Raw genomic sequence first — 17,653 nt, forward strand, 5'->3', positions numbered from 1 at the left:
TGCGAACCCTCCCCTGTTTCTTGAATGCTATTTTTACAACTTGTATAATAAATCGGGCCTGTTTCGGCTCGAAATATTAAGATGCTCGCTACCCTTTAACGGAACCTAACAGAGCGCCCTTGACGAAGTGCTTCTGGAAGAAAGGATAGATCAATAGAATAGGAACGGTCGATACAACCAACACGGCCATTTTGAGAGACTCCGCCGTCACTTTCGCAGACCCCATATTATATTGAGAGGTTGCGGCCCCTTTCTCAATTGACTTGGCCGCGTTCATCAACGCATCCGATTGCGTAAGCAGATCCTGCAGCAGCGTTTGAACCGGCATTAAGTCTTTATCGGTAACGAAATACCTCCCGGTAAACCAATCATTCCAATGTCCTACTCCGATAAAGATGGATATGACAGCCAATACGGGCATGGAGAGCGGCAGAATAATGGATACGAATATTCTTAAATCTCCGCAGCCGTCAATTTTGGCGGATTCCTCCAGCTCAGGCGGCAGCTGCTGCAAAAATGTGCGAATAATGATGATGTGAAAGAAACTATATAACGATGGCACGATGTACACCCAAAATGTATTCAGCAGATGCAAATCCCGAAGAAGAATGAAGAAGGGAATAAGCCCCCCGCCGAACAAGGTCGGAATGAAGATGAAAAACGTAATGAAGTTTTTTCCCGGAAGCGTTTTTTTGGCCAGCGCATAGCCGAATAACATGTTAAGCACAACATGCAGCAAAGTGCCCAGAACGGTTCGATAAATGGTTATCTGGTAAGCATTGATAATAGTAGAATCTTTAAACAGCTCTACGTAATTTTTTATCGTAAACTCTCGCGGCCAGAAATATAATCCGCCCTTCATCGCATCCATCCCATCATTCAATGAATAGACGATGACGTATAGAAAGGGATAGAGCGTAAAAAATGCAAACAAACTGAGCAGCGAATAGTTGATAACAGGAAACATATAACGCATCAATCTCTCTCCTATCAATCAAACAAAATTTAAAACAAATGAGTACTGCTGACTTTTTTGGCTATTTTGTTCGCCGTCAGGATAAAGATCAGAGCAATGACGCTTTGGAAAAAGCCGATTGCCGTTGCATAGCTCATTTCTCCCCCTTTAATTCCCGCATTGATGACATAGGTATCCAACACGTTGCCAATTGAAGCAGTAGCCGGGTTGTTGAAGAGCAGCAATTGCTCATAACCCGCGCTCATTAATGAACCCGTTCCGAGTATAAACAGAAGAATAAATACATCCCTTATTCCCGGCAATGTGATATGCCACATCTGCTTGAATCTCCCGGCTCCATCGATTTTGGCCGCATCATACAATTGCTGATCGATGCCGGAAATAGCCGCAAGATAAATAATCGAATTCCAACCGACGTCCTTCCATACGAATGAAACAATGATTAACGGATAGAACCAATCGATTTCCCCAAAGAAAAAGATCTTCTCCCCTCCGAACGATTCGATCATATCGTTGACCGGACCGCCGCTAGGCGAAAGCAGACGATTCAATAACGTATAGACAACTACCCAGGATATAAAATGAGGGATGTAAGAAATCGTTTGGATCGGCCTCTTGAACCACGATTTACTGACTTCGTTCAACATTAACGCAAGAATGATTGGCGCTGGAAAGCCTATCAACAGCTTCAGCAAACTGATGACGACCGTGTTCTTAATTAAATCCGATGCCTGATAGTAATGAAAGAACTGTTCGAAATACTTTAGTCCTACCCACGGGCTGCCCAATATTCCCTTAGTGAAGCTGTATTCTTTAAAGGCCAACGTAACGCCATACAACGGAATATAAGAAAAGATAAAGAACCACGCCAGTCCCGGCAAAAGAAATAAATAAAACATCCGATGTGACCAGACCGATTTTATCCGCTCACGAACCCATCTCGAACTCCTATCGGTTACAGGCAGATTGTTTCTCGCACTCATCAGTTTCATGCAATAGTCTCCTTGTGTCTTTCAGTTCTTAATCAAAGTATAGCAAGGCCATTTGCATGAAATAAGTCAAAATAATTGTCCCTTCGTATCTTCTTTTTGCCCTATATTGCGGATTCAAGCTACTCATGTACAATGTTTATAAGCCCATTCAGCCGATGATTGTTGTGATAAGGGGGAGCAACATGCGGATTCATAATAAATTGACGATTGCTTATCTGTTAACCAATGCCATTCCGATCATTGTCCTATCCATGCTGTTCATCAAGCAGGCGGAGAGCTTAATTATTAATCGCATTGGCGACTCCTACCAAACGATGGTCAGTCAACAAAATAGCTCCATCTCCTTCAATCTCCAGCTATATGAAAGCATCGCCAATCATCTCATGTTAAACCCGGACATCCAGAGTCTGTTATCCGACCCCAGTATTTTTGAAGATAAGGGAATAATTACGGTCAATAAGGAAATCTATGCAGCTACACGATTTATGAGGGCTTATCGGGAATCGCAGGTGGAGGAAGTTGGTTTCTATTACACCAAGGATTATACCTATTCCGACGGGCAGTTCATTTTCCCAATGTCCGCATTACGCGATGATCCGCACTTTGACACCTTCAACAATAAAAAACCGATGTGGTATCTGGAACACGATGCTTTCCAAGACAAGTACTTCATCACTTATTTCCGAGCGATCTTCAGCTACGAAGACAGCGTGCAGATCGGATACTTGAAGATGAAGGTTAACTTACCGTCCATCGTCAGCATCGACTCCGATCTCACCCAACAATTGGGGAACGTTCGATTTCATATTGTGAACGAGAATGGAACTACCATCTATGACGCCGACTCCTCTCTCATCGGACAACCGTCCCTCCTTCAGCTAGTTCAAAAGGAAGCAAGCCCCCGAGAGGCCGAAGTCATCTATCAAGATGACGATCGTTACTTTGTCTGGCATCAACAACTGGAGCCGTTAGGATGGGTAATCGCCCTCTCCGTACCTACGGAGTCCATGGACGAGCCCATTCATCGCATGCGTACGTATGTCTTAATCTCGGGCGCGATTGCGTGTGCCGTCTTTACAGTCATCAGCTACTTGCTTACGCAACAAATTACGAATGGCATCCGCAAGCTGAGGAACAAAGTCGGAAGGGTGGCCAAGGGATTCCAGTACCCCGCCTCACCAGCGACGGGCAAAGACGAGATAAGCATTCTGGATCGAAGCTTCGATGACATGCTCAATAGTTTGTCAAAGTTGATTCATGAAAATTACTCCGTATCTTTGAAAAAACGTGATATGGAGCTCCAATTGCTTCAGTCCCAGATCAATCCTCATTTCCTGTACAACACGCTGGAGTTTATAAAGAGCGAAATCGATCTAATGGAATGCGATACCGACATGGCGGTAAAGATGATTGTAAAGCTGGGGGATTTGTTTCGGGTGTCTGTCTCTCAAGGAAAACACTTCATTCCGTTCAGTGACGAGCTCTATCATGCGAACTGCTATCTCGATATCGTGCAGATTCGATCCCAATCGAAATTCGATGTGGAATGGGAGATTGATCCTGCTGTAAAACGATTCTATACGTTGAAAATTATACTCCAGCCGATTCTGGAGAATGCCATCCAACACGGATTGGAAGCTTTAACGGACCGCAGAGGCCTTATTCGTATCACAGCATATATCAAAGAAACGAAAATCGTTGTCGATGTGATCGATAACGGAGTCGGAATGGAAGAGGATAAGTTGCTGCAATTGCAGCATCCTTCCGATTCAGATAATCAATCAGGGGTAGGTTTGTTCAATGTCTCACGTCGGTTGAAAACCTACTTCGGGGATATGTACGGCTTAACAATAAGCTCGCAAGCTGGTATGGGGACAACGGTCAGCTATTGCCTACCGGTTGTGGACAGCGATCAGGATATTCCCATTACGGAGGGCTTACTTAAACGCCAAGCGAATGTAAACCTGAGTCGGTGACGACGACCGTCGCCGACTCAGGCGGAGGCTCCCCTTGCAGCTCTTGCGGGAGCGATTAGGCAGCGGCCGGCATTACACATTGACCCGATATTCCGTCGGACTGTAGCCGACTTCCCGGCGGAATGTCTTGGAGAAGTAGTTGGCATCCTCGAATCCCGTCGCCTGGGCGATCTCCTTAATGCTCTGCGAGGACGTCTTCAGCAGCAGCTTGGCATGCTCCATCCGCTTGCGGCTTACATATTTCAGCGGGGATACGCCGAAGTGGCGCTTGAAGTACTTGCTGAAGTAGTTAGGATGAAGATGAAGGACGGATGCCAGCTCCTCCAGCGTCAGCTCCCGCTGCAGATGGGAATCGACATACTGTTGTATGCGCGTCAGGCGCTCCATCTCCTGACTGTGGCTTTCACTTATGCGCAGCGGCTGATTCTCCATGACCAAGGTCAGAATATGCAACAGTACAGATTTCTCCTTCAGTCGCGATACTAGCGCATAGCTGCGCCTGGCATCTACCAGCTCGCGGAACAACCCTTCCAGCCGTTCCCGGTCCAGCTCGTTGTAGCACAAGGGCATATCCAGCCATTGGAAGACATCGGTCCCGCCAGCGGTTGCCGTGAAGTGACACCAATATTTGTGGAAAGGTCTGTCGCTTATAGCGCTGTACGATTGCTTCGCATGGGCGGGCATCATAATGAGCTGGCCCGGCTCCGGGTATAGCTCCCGCTCCCCTACCTTCACCCAGCCTTCCCCATCCAGTATGAAGTACAGTTTATTGTAAGCCGGGGTATAATCCAGTTCTCTCCAGTCGGGCCAGCACTGCGTCAAGTTCGCTTCTATAATCTGCACCTGCATATTCAGCAGCATCTCCTGCACCGCTCCATCCGCTTGGCTACGGTTCATGCTCACCTACAACCCTTCATTCAAAAAAGTTATTTTGTTACCCATACAGGTTAGTCTTCTATCTATGTATTGTATCACATCCCTGCTAGACTAAAGGGGCAAGACAAACGCTTGTCCATTGAAAATAACGGGCAGCATGCGCGCATGCTATCCCGGCAGACCATTTCCAATATGGAGGTAGATCATATGAGTACAGGACAACAGTTGATTCGCGAGAGAACGGAGCGCACCGAATGGTTCCTCAATGACCGCTTCGGCATGTTCATCCATTGGGGGCTATATGCCATTCCCGCCAGAGGCGAATGGGTGCGCAGCACAGAACAGCTATCGATAGAAGACTACCAGCCTTACTTCGACGAATTCGATCCCGTCGACTACGACCCGAAGGCATGGGCGAAGGCGGCGAAGCAAGCGGGCATGAAGTACGCGGTATTGACGGCCAAGCATCACGACGGCTTCTGCTTGTTCGACAGCAAGCTCACGGAATACAAGTCGACGAATACGAAGGCCGGACGAGATCTGGTAAGAGAATTCCTGGAGGCGTTCCGCGCGGAAGGACTGAAGGTCGGACTGTACTACTCTCTGCTCGACTGGTATCACGAGGATTATCCCGCCTACGGCGACCGCATTCATCCTATGCGGAACAATGAAGCATTCAAGCGCGATCCCGCTACGTTCGACCGGTACTTGGAATATATGCACGGGCAGATTCGCGAGCTGCTGACAGACTACGGCAAGCTGGATGTGATGTGGTTCGATTTCTCCTATGACGACATGCGCAGGGAGAAGTGGAAGGCCGAGGAGCTTATGGAGATGATTCGCTCCCTGCAGCCTCATGTCATTATCGACAACCGCCTTGAGGGCAGCGGCCACCAGGGCGGCAGCATCTATACGGACAATCCGACTACCTACGCGGGAGACTTCGCATCGCCCGAGCAGATTATTCCACCCGGCGGCGTGAAGGACGAGAACGGCAATCCCATTCCATGGGAAGCCTGCATTACGCTTAACAACAACTGGGGATATGCCGCGGCAGACCACACTTACAAGAGCGCGCAGACGGTAATTCGCAAGCTCGTGGAATGCGTCAGCAAGAACGGCAATATGCTGCTGAATGTAGGTCCGGATGCCAAAGGCGTCATTCCGAAGGAATCGCTCGATATTCTTCAGGAAGTGGGCGAATGGATAAGCAGGAACGGAGCCAGCGTATACGGCTGCCAAGCGTCCGAGTTCCCCAAGCCGGACTGGGGCCGCTATACGCAAGCGGGCAACAAGCTCTACGCGCATGTGATGGAGGAGAGCATCGGGCCAGTCAATCTGGTGGGACTTGCCGGCAAAGTGAAGCGGGCAAGACTGCTTGCCGACGGCTCGGAGCTGTTCCTGACGCGCCCTTGGAGCGCGGAGGAATTCGTCGCGGACGCCTTCGTCAACTTCGCTCGCCCGGAGCACTTCACCTTCCCGCTGCCGGATAGCCGCAATACGGTCATCGAGCTGGAACTGGAAGAGAATTAACTGTCATTCGATATACAAGAAGAAGCCTCTAGCGGCCGCCTCATGCGTCCTGTGGGGGCTTCTTCTGTGCATGTCCGTCATAATCAGCCATAATTCCACCTCTGCCTCGGGACAGTCGAACAAGCTCTCCTGCTTGTCCTCACATACATTGCAGTATCAAGGGAAAAAAGGAGTGAGAGCTTATGGCTACTTTCCGAGCAAGATTGAGAGGGCGCAACGAAGTGCCGCCTGTTGCGACTTTCGCCTCAGGACACGCCATCTTCCGGTCGATCCGTTACGGCAACGGTCCTTATGACAACGACGATAACGTCAGCAACGACAACGTCAACGGAGCGAACGGGCAAAGGTGGTGGAGACGCAGACGGCAAAGCCTGCAATACCGCCTCATATTGCGCAATATTAGACGTGTCACGCAAGCGCAGATTCATCTGGGCCGTCCCGGTCAGAATGGGCCGGTCGTCGCCTTCTTATTCGGACCTGTGAGCGGCGGCGTATCGTTCCGGCGCGGCGTCATCAACGGCGTGCTGCGGGACAGAGACCTCGTAGGACCGCTGCGCGGCAGCACGATCCGTGAGCTGATCCGCGAGATCGAACGTGGCAATGCTTATGTCAATGTGTATACGGTGCGTTATCCGAACGGAGAGATTCGCGGTCAAATCCGCTAACGCGCGGCGCTGACAGCGCATGAGAGAATGCAAGGCGAGCAGCGGTGCATCCTGCATCACTGCTCGTCTTGTTCGTTCATGCCGCCCTCCAGCTCGATGACGCTCAGCTTGCCGCTCGGTTCCATATACGCCTCTTTCACTTCCGAGAAGCCTTGCAGTCCTTTAACGCGCAGCTCCTGCTCCAGATTGTTTTTCGTAATGCGCGCTCTCCTTAGTCCGTTCATCAGCAGCTTGCCCTTGTCAATCAGCTTGATGGGACTGCCCATCACGAGCTTCTCCACCCATTGGCTTTTCATGGACAGCCAGCTCGCTGTTATTTGCAGGAATACCAGTCCCGCAACGGATGCGATCAATACCCCTAACTTCAATTCCGGATCGGCCAGCCCGTCCCCGATGATCGCGCCGATCGCAATGACGACGACAAGGTCGAAGTCCGTCAGCCTGCCTACCGATTGGCTGCCCATCAGCCGGAATGCGACTAGTCCGATAGCGAACATGGCCGCTGCTCTTAGCAGTGCGAATACAATCTCCACATCATGCTCCCCTTCGTCTGTCCTGGGCCGGCAGAAGCCGGATCACTCTTCTTGCAGCTGATCCAGCGACACTTCCTGTTCCAGCTCCGGCTGTTGAAGCGGATAGACTCTGGCCGTCTGCCGCTCCTGATCCACATGCTGGATATAGACCGGCATTCCTTGATACGTCACGTTCGCCATGACGGGAGATTCCGCTATTTCCTGCGCTCTTTGCTTGCTCAACATGGCTGTCTTCCTCCTTACTGTGCTTTGCTTCCGACTGCTTGGATAAGCCTATTGTGTGCATATTTACATGCATTATTCCTTATTCCTTCCGGCCACATCCCCCGGCGTATTGCAAAATGGCTATGGCCGCTCTCTCCCTCCGCTCCGCCTCTGAGCAACGCATCGCTTCCTGCAGGATCAAGAGCGCTTCTCTCACCAGTTCCTCATCAACAGCCGGCATGCTGCGCCCTCCCCCGCCTGTTACCGCTGTCTCGACAGCCGTCCAACTCTCCGCTTCCGCCGCGGATATCGGCCTGCAGAACTTTCCGACTTCCCCGTCTTCCTCCCGTAAGAAAGCTTGCAGGGACGGCGGCAATTCATTCATCCCCATTCGCTTCAGCCAGGTGACGCCCCGCCTGTGGCACAGCTTGCTCTCTTCCGACTGCGGATCTTCAATGTAGTAGTAGTCTCCGAGGTCGCCCAGCACGATGCCGTTATCATGTATGACCAGCACGTAGTCTCCGTCCTGCATATCCATCGCGAAGAGCCGGATCGTATCGGCTGCAGCGATCAGGGCAGTCCCTTCCAGACCGTAATACTGCCGCAGCCCCTGTACCGTTTCGTTCTCCCCCGCATGCTCCAGATCCCCCAGTCTCGGCCATCCGATACTGATGAAATGATCTTCCAGGTACGATTTCATACGTCCTTCTCCGTCTTCGCCCTTCACTCTCAACCGATATAAATTCATGTTTCCCCTGGACACCTCCATATGGAAAAATAACCCTTCAAAGCGGGGCATTGCTTGGAATAACCCATTCATTATGCACAAAGAAACCAGCCGCTTATCACATACGGCTAGTTCCTTCTGCTCTCTACTTGATATATACGCTGCCGAACGGCAGCACCTCGCGCAGCACCCGCTTGATCCATCCGTCGTCCGTCAGCTTGTCCTGCAGCCCGGTATCGCGCGCGCCCGTCTGAATAAGCACAGGGCCTCGTCCTCGCAGCTCCCATTGCACGTTCATGTGCTGGCTCGCCAGCGTGTTGCCGTAGACGGACAGCTTAATCTCCGCATCCTCGGGATAAGCGACCAAGGCACTCTTGTCGACGAACAGCGGCTCCTCCGGAAGAAGCTGGATCGTGGCGATATCTCCGACAGACAGTACGCCCAGCACACCGGGACCGTTGAACTTGATTCGGACCAGTTCCCGTGTAATCCACGCTGTGCGCCATTTCAATATTTTGCTCTTGAAGGTCATGCCGTCAGAGAACAGCATGATATGTCTGTAATCGAACAGCAAGCTGCCCTCCTCCGGTATATCGACCATCTCCAGCGTGAAGCCGGGAGGCAAGCCGAGCAGGAATTGAGCCGGCCCCTGGAGCCGGGAGCGCGTCCAACGCTTCTTCCGGTACGCTCCGCCCAAGTCCATGAACCGGTCTTCGCGGTTCCTGGGATTGCCCTGGAACGCCGCAATGGATTGCGGATGCAGCACATGCAGCGCTTCATTCGCCTCCAGCTCCACCTTCACATGGCCGATGGCAGCGGGGCAATGAATATTCATGGCAGCAATGCCCCCCTGCCTGTGCGGCCCGATCTGCCCGCTGCGCCGTCTCGGCCTTGCTTGCGCCATACCATGAACCGCCATACGCGAACGGCGAGCGCATAGAGCGCAATCAAGCCGATCAGTATGCCGGCTGTCCAGATCGCCTTGCGGATAAGCGACTTCCGCTTCTCTTCCAACTGCTGCATACGGTTCACGAGCTCCTGATTTTCCGCTATCAGCGCTTCGTTCTGCTGCCGATAGTCGTCATTCATCCGCTGCATCTCCGCTTGGCTCTGCAGCAGTTCCTCCGTCTGCCGCCGGGATTCCTCCAGCTGCTCGCGCTGTGACTCCAGCTGTCCTTCCAGTTGCTCTTTGGTGTCGTTGTACTGATTCTGAAGCTCTTGCAAGCGCTCCGGCGTATCATAAATATCCTTTATTCGCTCGAACATATTGGCATATGTCGGCAAGGCGCCAATTCCTGATAGAATAACTAGTAAAAGTGCCGCGGCAGCAAGTCGCAACTGCTTCATAACGATCACCCGCTTCCAGCTCTTATATCTAGTATTCTATCATATTATTGTCGCCTGTTGTCGAGTTCCATTGTCGAATGGAGTTTAAATAAACAAGTTCACTTTCGCTTCCGTCGCATCGCCCAGATAGGCCGCCACGCCTGCATACTCCATGCCGTCAATAAGCTCTTCCTGCTTCAGGCCGAGCAGATCCATCGTCATCGTGCACGCAACAAGCTTCACGCCTTGCTCCTGTGCCAGTTCGATCAGCTGCGGCAGCGACATCGCATTGTGTTTTTTCATCACATGCTTGATCATTTGGGGACCCATGCCGGCCATGTTCATTTTGGACAGCCCCAGCTTCTTCGCCCCGCGCGGCATCATCCAACCGAACATTTTCTCCAGCATGCCCTTGTCAGTTTTCACGACCTCGTCTTTTCGCATCGTATTCAGTCCCCAGAAGGTGAAGAAGATCGTGACGTCATGATCGTACGCAGCTGCTCCATTGGCAATAATGAATGCCGCAATCGCCTTGTCAAGGTCGCCGCTGAACAGAACAATCGTCGTTTTCTCCTTCGTTGTCGTTACTTCCATTGATTCATCTCTCCTTTATCTCGATTGGTATATACACATACCACTATAGGTATGAAAGTGTTGGAAAGAAAAACGCCTTGCGGCGCAATCCTTATCTGCTCTTCACCAGCAGTTCCACCGCCTCCTTGACCAGCTTGCCGGTGTCTCCGCCTCGTTCCTGCTCCTCCACAATACATTGCTCCAGATTCATAGCGACAATCGTCGCCATCGCCTTGTCGGCTGCGCTGCGCACCGCGGAGAGCTGGGCTACGACATCCTTGCACTCCTTGCCTTCTTCAATCATCCGAATGACGCCGCGCACCTGTCCTTCCATCCGCTTCAGTCTGCGTATAATGCTGTCATCATATTCTTTCATGCTAACCCCTCCATTCAAGAACCGATCTAACACCCTTAGAGGTACTATATACCGTTCCCGATCAAAACTCAATATACCCCCTTCTGTCTGCGCTGATTAGGGGAGATGAGCGAGTTGTCTGCAACCGGCAGCCCCGCTCATCAAGCTAACGGATTAAGACTTCTTCACATAGAAGGTGAATACTCCGCCCGCTTCTTCATGCTTGAGCAGCTCGTGATTCGTTCCTTTCACCCATGCCTGGAAGTCCTGCAGCGAACCCTTGTCTGTGGAGATGACCTCCATTACTTCTCCCGATTGTATGCCGTCCAGCGCCTTCTTCGCTTTCACAATCGGCATCGGACATGCCATACCTTTCGTATCCACCGTTACCTTTATATTCATCTCTGTTTCCTCCTTGTATTTGGATGATTATGCTTCATTATTTATTTGTCATGAATGGCGCAGCGGTTAGGACCAATCTCCATGTCGCGCATCTCGTCGTCAGTTGGCGATATTCTGCCCATATTCGTCATGCGGATATCCTGATAAGCATTCGGATGCTGTGGCAGATCCTCCGTTACAGCACGTCTGAATGTTGCTTCGTCTTCCATATTCAATCCCGGATTATGCTCGAACAAGTCGCCCAGCCTTGCGGCAACCACGCCGCCTTCGCCCAGCTCAGTTATGCTGCCGAAGTGCGCAGGAAGCACGATCAGCTCCGAGGACAGCTCCTTGTAGCGGCGATACAGCGTGTGCCGCAGATCTCCCGCCCAGTCCTCCGCCTGACCGGCCAGATCGGGACGGCCAATGGAAGCGACGAACAGGATGTCCCCCGTCAGCAGATAGCGGTCCTCGATGACGAATGAAGTACTGCCGATCGTATGGCCCGGTGAATACAACGCTCCGATAGCTATGCTCGTATCGCCTACAGTAATCACTTCGCCGTCCTCCAGCTTCTCATAGTCGAAGGTCACTTCGCCCGCATCCTTGGGCGGCAGCCAGTATGACGCCCCGACCGCTTCCGCAAGCTTCCGTCCGCCGGAGATATGGTCGGCGTGAAGATGCGTATCCATCGTATGCTTGATGACGGCGCCGTGACGCTCTGCGAACGACTCGTACACATCCGTCATTCTCATCGCATCGATGACGGCAGCCTCGCCGCCGGAGATGACCATATAAGAGAGACAGCCTTTGCCCAGCCTTACGAACTGGTACAATGCGCCGCCGCCGGACAGCTCTCCCACCTTGACAGGCTCCAGATGCTCGCTCCATGCCTTCATGCCGCCCTCCAGATACTGCACATCTTTCACTCCCGCTTCAGCCAGGCTTTCCGCCACGAAGATCGAGGAGCCTTCCTTGGCGCAGACGACGACCACTTTTCCTCCTGCCGAAATTCGCTCCACCGCCGCATCGACACCTTCAAGCAGCTCGAAGTATGGGATGTTGTCGGATGTCACGCCGCTGCCTTCAATTTTCCAATCGGCATAATCCGCTTCATTGCGGACATCCAGTATGAACAGCTCTTCCCCATTCACGACAGACTGTGCCAGTTCACCCGCAGTCAATCCTTTTACCTCTACAACGTTGCTCATTGCTCATAACTCCCCTCGTGAAATGTAATTTTATTAACACATGTGTCGACAGTTCATGTTCATAAGCTCTAGTTCAACTTTTCAACAGGTCCCGTCCATCCCGACATTCCCGGCAACACGTTGCGTACGTTCGCATAGCCCTTATCCGCCAGCAGAGTGCAGGCCATGTCGCTTCTCGAGCCCGTACGGCAGATGACGAACAGCTGACGGTCATTCGGCAGCTCCTCCAGTCTCTGCTCCAGCTGGCCAAGCGGTATCGATACGGCGCCCGTAATGTGGCCGAACGCGTATTCCGCAGCTTCCCGGACGTCGAGCAGCAGCATGTTGCCGGTTCCACTCTTCAGGCTCGCATCCAGCTCTTCGTTGGTTGCCGTATGCGGATACGTCGCTTCCTGTTTCACATCATGGGGACTTGCTTTTCTGACAAAGTGCTTTAGCAGTTCCCCTTCCGTCACCGTTCCCAAATACTGATGACCAGCGCTTTTGGCCCAAGCCTGCAAATCCGCAAGCGAGCCTTTATCCGTCGCCTGCACCTCCAGCACTTCTCCCGAGCTCATGTTCTGCATGGCCTTCTTCGTGCGGACGATCGGCATCGGACATGCAAGCCCCGTGCAATCCAGTGTCTCATTAACTTCAATATGATTTCTTGTCATCATACTGCCTCCTCCATAGGGTTCATCTTTGCCTTGTCTATTAAGTCAATCGAAGTTGAATTCTCTATTCCTAAGACCAAAATACCTGTTGGGGTATAATCATGTGAAAATTTTTTTGCCCCGCGGGCATCTCGTATACGAACGTTACATCCATGCATGCAAGCAGTTGCTGCTACTTCATCAAAATATCAAGCCAAATCTTCACTACCGTAGCGGTAATCAGACCTGACAATAGCCATTGCAGCACCTTCACATTCATGCGCTGTCCCAGCTTCGCGCCGAGCGGGGAACCGATAATGCTGGCCACGACCATAATAATGGACGGGATAAGCAGCATATGACCGCCCAGCAGCTTGCCGGTCGTCGATCCGATGGAAGACAGGAACGTAATTGCCAGTGATGAAGCAATCGCGATTCTTGTCGGAATCTTCAGCATAACCAGCATGATCGGAACGATGATGAATGCGCCGGCCGCTCCGACAATTCCGGACAGTACGCCTACAATACCTGCCGCGCCGGCCGCAAGCCCTTTATTGAACGTAAGCTCGGACCCTGTCTGACCGTTGTCTCCCTTCTTGGGAAGGAACATCATGATCGCCGCTGTCAGCGCCAGCAGAGCATACGTCAGATTGATGGCGGAGTCCGGCAGCCACTTGGAGCCGTATCCTCCGATGAAGCTTCCGGCTACGACGGGAATGCCCATATAGAGAACGAGCTTCATATTGATCAAGCCGCCGCTGCGGTAAGCCACTATGCCGGCCAATGATGCGAAGAACACCTGAACAGCACTGATCGCGGATACCTCTTGCGCGGTATAGGCCAGGAAGCCGAGTGCTGGCGGTATATACAAGAGCATGGGATACTTGATGATGGAACCGCCGATCCCCACCATGCCGGAGATGAATGATCCGACGAAGCCTATGGCGAACAAGGTGAGAACCAAGCTGATCTGAATATCCATAACTTCCTCCTTTCCGGCGCAATTGCCTGCCGATTTGTTTTTGTGGGTTATACTAATACCCCTATGGGTATTATAATACGGTGAGAATTTTGTTTTGTCAACCCATTCTCTTGTCTGTTTAATTTAGCAATGATATTCATCACAATTTTCATAAGGAACTAGTCCGTCGAGGAAATGCGGACCTCCATATTTAAAGCAAAATAAATCGAAACAAATTAAATCTTTTTGCATAGGGATTTCGTTCTAATAATCGAGGTGAAGCCATTGTCAACGGATGAAGAATTAATTGAAGAAATCCAGGCCGGCAGCGAAGCCGCCATGGAAGTGCTCGTAAGACGGCACTACAACCAAGTTTATTCTTACCTTTACCGCCGAACGGGAGACAAACAGCTCTCAGGTGATCTAACACAGGAAGTGTTCGTCAAGATGATGAACGGATTGAGTCGTTATGCCAACACAGGCTCAGGCTCGTTCACCGCCTGGCTGTTCACGATAGCAATCAACCGCTGCCGGGACTATTACCGATCAAGCGAATTCAGACAACAAGCGGCTACATACGAATTCACGGAAGAAATCGCAAGCAAAGACGAGAGATCCTCTGTACCCTCTATCTTTGACAAGAAGGAGAAACGAAAGGAAATCAGGGAGGCCATCTTATCACTGCCGGAAACGCAATGTGAGGCAATCGTTTTAAAGTATTATCACGATATGAAAATCAGGGACATCGCCGTACTGACAGAAACGGGAGAGTCCACCGTTAAATCACGACTCAGGCAAGGACTGGCGAAGCTAAAATCCGCGCTGCAAAGGAGGGACTTCCTTGATGAAAGACAAAGACAATAAACACAATCTGAACACACTATTTCTAAACGATGAAGACGAGACGGAGGACTGCGAATTCCCCGAAGAATGGCTTTCCGAATATACCGTAGATTATCCGGGTGAAGAGCGCCTCTCGGCAACAATTGCCGCATTGCGTCCACATGTTCCTCGCAAGCGCACTTTCGTTGGGGCAGTCGCAAGTGAGCCTCCCCAGACCGCAATAAAGCGTCTGCTTATCCTTATAAGAATGGCAGCAAGGGACTCATCGCGCATGCAAAGTGAATTCTGGTGGTTGAACGCATTGTTCTATGCGGTAGGGTTTCTCGTATGGCGCATGTTCGAGACGAATCCCTATTGGATACTTCTCCTGCTGTCGCCCATTCCCTTCCTGCTCGGATTGATGGAAGTGTTCCGAAGCAGGGATCGAGGCCTCATGGAACTGGAGTTATCTTGCAAGTATTCCTCTCATCAGCTCATGATGGCCAAGCTGGTCGTGACCGGTGGTTACAACCTCATCTTGAACGCAGCTCTATTGTGCGCATTCGGTTTGTTTGGCGTTTCGCTCGGGCTAAGCAAGCTTTTCGTCTATTGGATCACCCCGTTCACGATTGCTTCCTGCATTGGATTGACATTGTCCATGAAGCTTCGAAGCTCAATAACCGCACCTGCGTTCTTGACCGTCTGGACATTCGCAGGAATGCTGTTTCTGTCCAATACTGACTTCCGGATATGGGCCGAGGAACTGCATCCAATATGGCATGGAATAATTGTACTAATTTCTGCGGGCATCATAGCCCGTCAAATTAATCATTTGCGAAGAGGTGATCTGCTTGAAATTATCGATCGAGCAAGTACATAAGCAATACGGACGAAAGAAGGTTCTGCAGGACATATGCTGCGAACTGACGGAAGGGGTGTACGGATTTCTAGGCGCCAATGGCTCCGGCAAGACAACGCTCATGCGCATACTGGCCGCCGTATCCAGACCGACGAAAGGCCATATACGCTTTGACGGAGCGGATATCGGCGAGCTTGATGACCGCTATCGCGAATTAATCGGCTACTTGCCACAGCAGATCGGCTTATACCGCAGTTTCACAGTCATGAAATTCTTGCTCTATATTGCAGCTCTCAAAGGAATCGCTAAAGATGAAGCGCACGCAAAAGCAAAGAAAATGCTGGAGTGGGTCGGCATGGCCGATATGGCTTCTCTTAAGATGGGCAAGCTGTCGGGCGGACAAAAACAACGTGTCGGGATTGCCCAAGCGCTGTTAAATGATCCCCACATTCTTATTGTCGATGAACCGACTGCCGGACTCGATCCGAAGGAACGCATCCGCTTCCGCAATCTGTTGGCGACCATCTCACAGAAACGCATTGTGCTGCTCTCTACGCACATCGTATCGGATATTGAGTACATTGCGAAAGAAATCCTAGTTCTCAAGCAAGGCCGGTTAATCGAGAAAGCCGAGCCGCGATCGCTGCTTGACCGGATACGGGGCAGCGTATGGGTCATGCAAGTATCGGAAGATGAAGTCAGCGCTTTACAGAAACGGCTGCGGATAAGCAGCATCATGCGCCAGGCTGATGGAAGCGTTCTGGTGCGTGTGTTGTCATTGTCGGAGCCGGACCGGAGAGCAGAGATTGCCGAACCGAATTTGGAGGATTTGTATTTGCATTATTTCGACGAGGAGGCTGTCAAGTGAGAAGGCTGATCGGGTTTGAATTATATAAGATTTTTCAGCAAAAAAGCATTTATATCTTCTTATTCATTCTATTGGTGCTCATCACTGTCAGCCTGAACGGACCAGTGTCGAGATATGAACCCCTGACCGTTCATAAGATGTGGGAGGGAGAGCTCACGCAGGACAAGATCGACCGCGCCGCGGCAGCCCATGAAGCGATCATGGCCAAGGAGAGTCCTTCCCGCGAAGAATGGAAAGAAGATGGTATCTATGAGAACATAGCTGTCTTGCATACGCTTCGCATGGAGAGGGAGACCCAAATAGCCGCAATCGCGGAGCAACTGCAAGATAGTCGTATCGAGGGATATGAACGCAATCGGATGAAGCTCCATATAAGCATGCTGGAGAGATTGGACACAGATCGCTATTATAGCCACAGAGGCCCTGCGGAAATGATTGATTTCGTCAATACTTTCGGCCTGGTCATGACCGGGGCGCTAATGCTGATCGGTTTGTCAGCGGTTTTCTCTAACGACTACGCAACACGCATGGATCAATTCCTGTTCAGCGCCAAATATGGAAGAAGCCGCACCGTTATAGCCAAAATCATTGCATCAATGGCCTACACGTTTACAGTCGTACTGGTCTGGAATATATATAATGCCGCTCATCGGCTGTCCGTCTATGGTGGAGAGGGATGGAAAGCACCGCTTCAAAGCCTGTTCAAATACAGGGACTCCCCTTACCAAATGGATCTCGCGGCTTATTATGCTACACAAATCGGAATGCATCTGGCGGGAGCCATCGCTTTTATGTTCATCATTCTCCTCATATCCGCCCTATGCAAGCATTCGACAATTTCTATTATCGTTAACGGCGCCTTATTCACTTTTCCGATCGCAGCCACCTCGCTGTTCGACTTCGATATCGATTGGCTGAATCGGCTGATCACTTACAGTTATACCGGAGTTATGAAGGTGGAGGAATTGTTCCGCACATACATAACGGTTAACGTCGCCACTTACCCGCTGCCGGCACCCGTCGCAGCTGTCGGAGCGATGTTGCTGCTGTCGCTAGTCTGCTATACGCTTATGCAGTATATTCTGAAACAGAAAGAAGCAGTTAGCGGTTCTTCATAACGGGCAAAATTAAGCCAGGAAGCGAGCATGATCGCTTCCCGGCTTTCTTCATCACCAAAGTTGAA

The 17,653-nt window shown here is 51.1% G+C and carries 21 protein-coding genes; 7 read left to right on the forward strand and 14 right to left on the reverse strand.

What is annotated here, in order from left to right; translation table 11 throughout:
* Positions 1–88: 88 nt before the first annotated feature.
* Together M6D81_RS07525 and M6D81_RS07530 are read right to left on the reverse strand one after the other, a co-directional pair.
* Positions 89–976, reverse strand: a complete 888-nt coding sequence (locus tag M6D81_RS07525) for a carbohydrate ABC transporter permease (RefSeq protein WP_262676237.1) — start codon at positions 974–976, stop codon at positions 89–91.
* Between the two features lie 29 nt (positions 977–1,005).
* Entirely contained in the window at positions 1,006–1,968 is a 963-nt protein-coding gene (locus tag M6D81_RS07530; protein ID WP_262676238.1) for an ABC transporter permease, read from the reverse strand.
* Positions 1,969–2,150: 182 nt separating this feature from the next.
* Here M6D81_RS07530 and M6D81_RS07535 point away from each other — a divergent pair, with 182 nt between their 5' ends.
* Positions 2,151–3,944, forward strand: a complete 1,794-nt coding sequence (locus M6D81_RS07535) for a sensor histidine kinase (RefSeq protein WP_262676239.1) — start codon at positions 2,151–2,153, stop codon at positions 3,942–3,944.
* A gap of 72 nt (positions 3,945–4,016) precedes the next feature.
* Here M6D81_RS07535 and M6D81_RS07540 read toward each other — a convergent pair whose 3' ends face one another.
* Positions 4,017–4,841, reverse strand: coding sequence for an AraC family transcriptional regulator (locus M6D81_RS07540; protein WP_262676405.1), 825 nt, complete (start codon positions 4,839–4,841; stop codon positions 4,017–4,019).
* A gap of 186 nt (positions 4,842–5,027) precedes the next feature.
* Between M6D81_RS07540 and M6D81_RS07545 the strand changes: the two genes are divergently transcribed.
* Positions 5,028–6,353, forward strand: a complete 1,326-nt coding sequence (locus M6D81_RS07545) for an alpha-L-fucosidase (RefSeq protein ID WP_262676240.1) — start codon at positions 5,028–5,030, stop codon at positions 6,351–6,353.
* A 182-nt stretch (positions 6,354–6,535) separates the two neighbouring features.
* Positions 6,536–7,018, forward strand: a complete 483-nt coding sequence (locus M6D81_RS07550; protein WP_262676241.1) for a CHRD domain-containing protein — start codon at positions 6,536–6,538, stop codon at positions 7,016–7,018.
* A 56-nt stretch (positions 7,019–7,074) separates the two neighbouring features.
* Here M6D81_RS07550 and M6D81_RS07555 read toward each other — a convergent pair whose 3' ends face one another.
* The 11 genes from M6D81_RS07555 to M6D81_RS07605 form a co-directional block, all read right to left on the reverse strand.
* Positions 7,075–7,551, reverse strand: a complete 477-nt coding sequence (locus M6D81_RS07555; RefSeq protein ID WP_262676242.1) for a DUF421 domain-containing protein — start codon at positions 7,549–7,551, stop codon at positions 7,075–7,077.
* A gap of 42 nt (positions 7,552–7,593) precedes the next feature.
* Complete coding sequence (locus tag M6D81_RS07560) at positions 7,594–7,773, reverse strand: small acid-soluble spore protein H (protein ID WP_262676406.1); 180 nt, start codon at positions 7,771–7,773, stop codon at positions 7,594–7,596.
* Between the two features lie 82 nt (positions 7,774–7,855).
* On the reverse strand, positions 7,856–8,503 hold the full coding sequence (locus tag M6D81_RS07565; RefSeq protein WP_262676243.1) for a hypothetical protein: 648 nt from the start codon (positions 8,501–8,503) through the stop codon (positions 7,856–7,858).
* A gap of 124 nt (positions 8,504–8,627) precedes the next feature.
* Positions 8,628–9,317, reverse strand: a complete 690-nt coding sequence (locus M6D81_RS07570; protein WP_262676244.1) for an AIM24 family protein — start codon at positions 9,315–9,317, stop codon at positions 8,628–8,630.
* On the reverse strand, positions 9,314–9,829 hold the full coding sequence (locus M6D81_RS07575; RefSeq protein ID WP_262676245.1) for a hypothetical protein: 516 nt from the start codon (positions 9,827–9,829) through the stop codon (positions 9,314–9,316). Before M6D81_RS07575 ends, M6D81_RS07570 begins: the two co-directional genes overlap by 4 nt.
* A gap of 84 nt (positions 9,830–9,913) precedes the next feature.
* Positions 9,914–10,402, reverse strand: a complete 489-nt coding sequence (locus M6D81_RS07580; RefSeq protein WP_262676246.1) for a DsrE/DsrF/DrsH-like family protein — start codon at positions 10,400–10,402, stop codon at positions 9,914–9,916.
* Between the two features lie 91 nt (positions 10,403–10,493).
* Positions 10,494–10,757, reverse strand: a complete 264-nt coding sequence (locus tag M6D81_RS07585; protein ID WP_262676247.1) for a metal-sensitive transcriptional regulator — start codon at positions 10,755–10,757, stop codon at positions 10,494–10,496.
* Positions 10,758–10,910: 153 nt separating this feature from the next.
* Positions 10,911–11,138, reverse strand: a complete 228-nt coding sequence (locus M6D81_RS07590; protein ID WP_262676248.1) for a sulfurtransferase TusA family protein — start codon at positions 11,136–11,138, stop codon at positions 10,911–10,913.
* 41 nt (positions 11,139–11,179) lie between these two features.
* A complete protein-coding gene (locus tag M6D81_RS07595; protein ID WP_262676249.1) occupies positions 11,180–12,328 on the reverse strand; it encodes an MBL fold metallo-hydrolase in 1,149 nt (382 codons plus the stop codon).
* Positions 12,329–12,396: 68 nt separating this feature from the next.
* Positions 12,397–12,984, reverse strand: coding sequence for a sulfurtransferase TusA family protein (locus M6D81_RS07600; protein WP_262676251.1), 588 nt, complete (start codon positions 12,982–12,984; stop codon positions 12,397–12,399).
* 169 nt (positions 12,985–13,153) lie between these two features.
* Positions 13,154–13,942, reverse strand: a complete 789-nt coding sequence (locus M6D81_RS07605; RefSeq protein ID WP_262676252.1) for a sulfite exporter TauE/SafE family protein — start codon at positions 13,940–13,942, stop codon at positions 13,154–13,156.
* A 264-nt stretch (positions 13,943–14,206) separates the two neighbouring features.
* Here M6D81_RS07605 and M6D81_RS07610 point away from each other — a divergent pair, with 264 nt between their 5' ends.
* From M6D81_RS07610 to M6D81_RS07625, 4 genes are read left to right on the forward strand one after another with little or no spacing between them, the layout of a single operon-like run.
* Entirely contained in the window at positions 14,207–14,785 is a 579-nt protein-coding gene (locus M6D81_RS07610; protein ID WP_262676253.1) for an RNA polymerase sigma factor, read from the forward strand.
* Positions 14,763–15,623 (forward strand): hypothetical protein, encoded by an 861-nt coding sequence (locus M6D81_RS07615; RefSeq protein WP_262676254.1) that lies wholly within the window; start codon positions 14,763–14,765, stop codon positions 15,621–15,623. The genes M6D81_RS07610 and M6D81_RS07615 overlap by 23 nt, the downstream gene beginning before the upstream one ends.
* Positions 15,586–16,470, forward strand: a complete 885-nt coding sequence (locus M6D81_RS07620; protein ID WP_317259102.1) for an ABC transporter ATP-binding protein — start codon at positions 15,586–15,588, stop codon at positions 16,468–16,470. The genes M6D81_RS07615 and M6D81_RS07620 overlap by 38 nt, the downstream gene beginning before the upstream one ends.
* Complete coding sequence (locus M6D81_RS07625) at positions 16,467–17,588, forward strand: hypothetical protein (protein WP_262676256.1); 1,122 nt, start codon at positions 16,467–16,469, stop codon at positions 17,586–17,588. Before M6D81_RS07620 ends, M6D81_RS07625 begins: the two co-directional genes overlap by 4 nt.
* Positions 17,589–17,653: the final 65 nt, after the last annotated feature.

The organism is Paenibacillus sp. J5C2022 (genome assembly GCF_025567625.1).
GTDB lineage: Bacteria > Bacillota > Bacilli > Paenibacillales > Paenibacillaceae > Pristimantibacillus.

What these genes read in the sequence shown, in the direction of transcription:
- M6D81_RS07525 (WP_262676237.1), bottom strand. Translation starts at nt 976, where the DNA reads ATGCGTTATATGTTTCCTGTTATCAACTATTCGCTGCTCAGTTTGTTT.
- M6D81_RS07530 (WP_262676238.1), bottom strand. Translation starts at nt 1,968, where the DNA reads ATGAAACTGATGAGTGCGAGAAACAATCTGCCTGTAACCGATAGGAGT.
- M6D81_RS07535 (WP_262676239.1), top strand. Translation starts at nt 2,151, where the DNA reads ATGCGGATTCATAATAAATTGACGATTGCTTATCTGTTAACCAATGCC.
- M6D81_RS07540 (WP_262676405.1), bottom strand. Translation starts at nt 4,841, where the DNA reads ATGAACCGTAGCCAAGCGGATGGAGCGGTGCAGGAGATGCTGCTGAAT.
- M6D81_RS07545 (WP_262676240.1), top strand. Translation starts at nt 5,028, where the DNA reads ATGAGTACAGGACAACAGTTGATTCGCGAGAGAACGGAGCGCACCGAA.
- M6D81_RS07550 (WP_262676241.1), top strand. Translation starts at nt 6,536, where the DNA reads ATGGCTACTTTCCGAGCAAGATTGAGAGGGCGCAACGAAGTGCCGCCT.
- M6D81_RS07565 (WP_262676243.1), bottom strand. Translation starts at nt 8,503, where the DNA reads ATGAATTTATATCGGTTGAGAGTGAAGGGCGAAGACGGAGAAGGACGT.
- M6D81_RS07570 (WP_262676244.1), bottom strand. Translation starts at nt 9,317, where the DNA reads ATGAATATTCATTGCCCCGCTGCCATCGGCCATGTGAAGGTGGAGCTG.
- M6D81_RS07575 (WP_262676245.1), bottom strand. Translation starts at nt 9,829, where the DNA reads ATGAAGCAGTTGCGACTTGCTGCCGCGGCACTTTTACTAGTTATTCTA.
- M6D81_RS07580 (WP_262676246.1), bottom strand. Translation starts at nt 10,402, where the DNA reads ATGGAAGTAACGACAACGAAGGAGAAAACGACGATTGTTCTGTTCAGC.
- M6D81_RS07585 (WP_262676247.1), bottom strand. Translation starts at nt 10,757, where the DNA reads ATGAAAGAATATGATGACAGCATTATACGCAGACTGAAGCGGATGGAA.
- M6D81_RS07590 (WP_262676248.1), bottom strand. Translation starts at nt 11,138, where the DNA reads ATGAATATAAAGGTAACGGTGGATACGAAAGGTATGGCATGTCCGATG.
- M6D81_RS07595 (WP_262676249.1), bottom strand. Translation starts at nt 12,328, where the DNA reads ATGAGCAACGTTGTAGAGGTAAAAGGATTGACTGCGGGTGAACTGGCA.
- M6D81_RS07600 (WP_262676251.1), bottom strand. Translation starts at nt 12,984, where the DNA reads ATGATGACAAGAAATCATATTGAAGTTAATGAGACACTGGATTGCACG.
- M6D81_RS07605 (WP_262676252.1), bottom strand. Translation starts at nt 13,942, where the DNA reads ATGGATATTCAGATCAGCTTGGTTCTCACCTTGTTCGCCATAGGCTTC.